The organism is Geminicoccus flavidas (assembly GCF_009806515.1).
GTDB classification, from domain to species: domain Bacteria; phylum Pseudomonadota; class Alphaproteobacteria; order Geminicoccales; family Geminicoccaceae; genus Geminicoccus; species Geminicoccus flavidus.
This window is the reverse complement of the sequence record NZ_WUJP01000224.1, coordinates 1-2281: the sequence shown is the minus strand read 5'-3', so window position 1 is coordinate 2281 and position 2281 is coordinate 1. Positions and strand designations below refer to the sequence as shown.

Here is a 2281-nt window from a genome sequence, read left to right as displayed (position 1 = left end):
GCGAGCGGCGAGGCGATCGCGAACATGATCAGCGCGATCAGGAGGTCGAGGATGCGCCAGGCGAGCGGGCGTGCGAACAAGGGCGTGAGGACCCTGGCGCCGAAGCCCAGCAGCGCGAACCAGATGAAGGACACGGCTGCGGCACCGGTGGCGAACGACAGCCGGTCCTCGCCCTGGAACCGGGCGGAGATCCCGCCGACCAGGACCACCGTGTCCAGGAAGACGTGCGGGTTCAGCCAGGTGAAGGCGGCCGCGGCAGCCAGGGCCGCGGCACGCGAGACAGGCACGGCGGCCGCGGCGTCGAGTGCGCCCGGTGCGACGCTGCGGCGCAGCGCCTGGATGCCATACCAAGCGAGGAAGGCGGCACCCCCGGCGGCCACCAAGCGCAGGAGGCCCGGTGAGCCGCCGATCAGCGTGCCGAGGCCGAAGCAGCCGGCGGCGATCAGCACGGCGTCGGAACAGGCGCATAGCAGGACCACCGGCAGGACATGGCGACGCGCTAGGCCGCAGCGCAGCACATAGGCGTTCTGGGCGCCGATCGCGACGATCAGGCCGAAGCCGAGTGCCAGCCCCTGCAGGGCCGCCGACAGGAGGGAAGAGGGCATGAAGGTCGGTGGTGCGGCTGAAACGTTGGTCCCGGTCGCCTCGCCCGCACCACCTGGACGATCAGATCGGTGCCCGGGTGATCTGCGACAGCTTCTGGTTGACCTCGTAGACCTGGGCGAAGATCTCCTTCAAGCCCAGCAAATTCAGCCTGGCCAGATGCTTGTCCCTGAAACGCAGCGCCGCATCCCGGTCGTTGAACAGATGGACGCCGCCGATGCGCTTGGTCTGCCGGTTCTCGGTCCAGATCTTCCACACCAGGCCCTGCTCGGTCGAGATGTCCTCCGCAAGTCCCTGCGAAGCGGTCGCCATCTCGTCCCCCCAGGGGCCGTCATACGGAAAGTCGAACACGAGCATCATGTAGTTCATCGTCATCACCGGAAAGAATGATGTGGTGATCGCTCCCAGACGAAAGGATGCTCCCGATCGCGCGAGGCGCCAACCCCCGGGGGAACCGCAGGGGCCGACCACCGCTTCAGCCGATCATGGGCACGACGTTTCAGGATGCCGCGACAAGGGGCCGGTTCGAGCTGGAGGAGGACGGCAAGCTGGTCTTCGCCGACTACCGCCGTAGGGACGGCATGCTCGTCATCACCCATGTCGAGGCCGATCCGGCCCTGCGGGGCACGGGCGCCGCCGGGCGGCTCATGGAGGAACTGACGAGGGTCGCGCGCCGGGACGGGCTGAAGCTGCGGCCGTTCTGCTCCTATGCGGCCGCCTGGCTCCGGCGCCATCGGGAGCATCAGGACTTAGTGGCCTGACCCCGCCGCGCCGGCGCACGGCGGCCCCGCTGGCCCATGACCAGCCACACGCCGAAGGCAGCGACGGCGAGCCCCGCCAGCGCCAGCGGCGAGAAGGTCTCGCCCAGGATCAGCCAGGCCAGCGCCGCCGCCCCGCCCGGCACCAGGTAGAGCAGGCTGGTGACCCTGGCCGCCTCGCCCTTGCGGATCATCAGGTTCATCAGGCTGACCGCGATCACCGAGTTGCCGATCACCAGGTAGGCCATGACCAGGACGAAGCTGAAGGTCGGGTTCACGCTCGGCGTTTCGGAGACGAGGACGGCCGCGATGGTGAAGGCGGCTGCCGCCAGATACTGGACCGCACCGCCGGTCCACAGGTCGAACACCGGGCAGAACCGCTTCTGCACGAGCGTGCCGACGGTGATCGACAGGACGCTGGCCGCCGCCCAGGCCACGCCGGCGGCCGTGCCAAGGCCCAGCTCCAGCTTGTTCCAGATCACCAGGGTCACCCCGGCAAAGCCCAGCACCAGCCCCAGCCATTGGTGGACCCGGACCCGCTCGCCCAGGAGCGGCAGCGCCACGCAGGCGGTGATGACCGGCTGCAGCGCACTGATCAGCGCCGCGGTGCCGGCACCGATCCCCTCGTCGAACGCTAGATAGGCGAAGGTGAAGTAGAGGCCCTGGTTCAGGAGGCCCACCAGCGCGATCCAGCCCATCGCGGCCGGGCGGGGCCAGCGCGCACCCATCAGCCAGGCGATCAGGACGAACAGGCCGGCGGCCAGGACGAAGCGGATCGCGACCAGGGTGATCGGCGTGCTGTCGACGATGCCAAGCCGGCCCGCGACATAGCCGCCGCTCCACAGGAGCAGGAACAAGAACGGCGTCGCCCGTTCGAACCAATCGGCTTGATCCCGCACCATCCCGTCCGCCATCTGCCC

At 69.2% G+C, this 2281-nt stretch carries 4 protein-coding genes; 1 reads left to right on the top strand and 3 read right to left on the bottom strand.

The features are described 5' to 3' along the window. Window positions 1-605 (bottom strand): LysE/ArgO family amino acid transporter (locus EQG76_RS06420; protein ID WP_159711667.1); only part of this gene is annotated, 605 nt, incomplete at its 3' end. Window positions 606-666: 61 nt separating this feature from the next. Continuing rightward, window positions 667-972, bottom strand: a complete 306-nt coding sequence (locus EQG76_RS06415) for a monooxygenase (RefSeq protein ID WP_159711665.1) — start codon at window positions 970-972, stop codon at window positions 667-669. A 116-nt stretch (window positions 973-1088) separates the two neighbouring features. Here EQG76_RS06415 and EQG76_RS06410 point away from each other — a divergent pair, with 116 nt between their 5' ends. Then, a complete protein-coding gene (locus EQG76_RS06410) occupies window positions 1089-1364 on the top strand; it encodes a GNAT family N-acetyltransferase (RefSeq protein ID WP_159711663.1) in 276 nt (91 codons plus the stop codon). Here the strand turns inward: EQG76_RS06410 and EQG76_RS06405 are convergent. Next, window positions 1346-2281 (bottom strand): DMT family transporter (locus EQG76_RS06405; protein ID WP_235031230.1); only part of this gene is annotated, 936 nt, incomplete at its 5' end. The two genes, EQG76_RS06410 and EQG76_RS06405, sit on opposite strands and share 19 nt — an antisense overlap.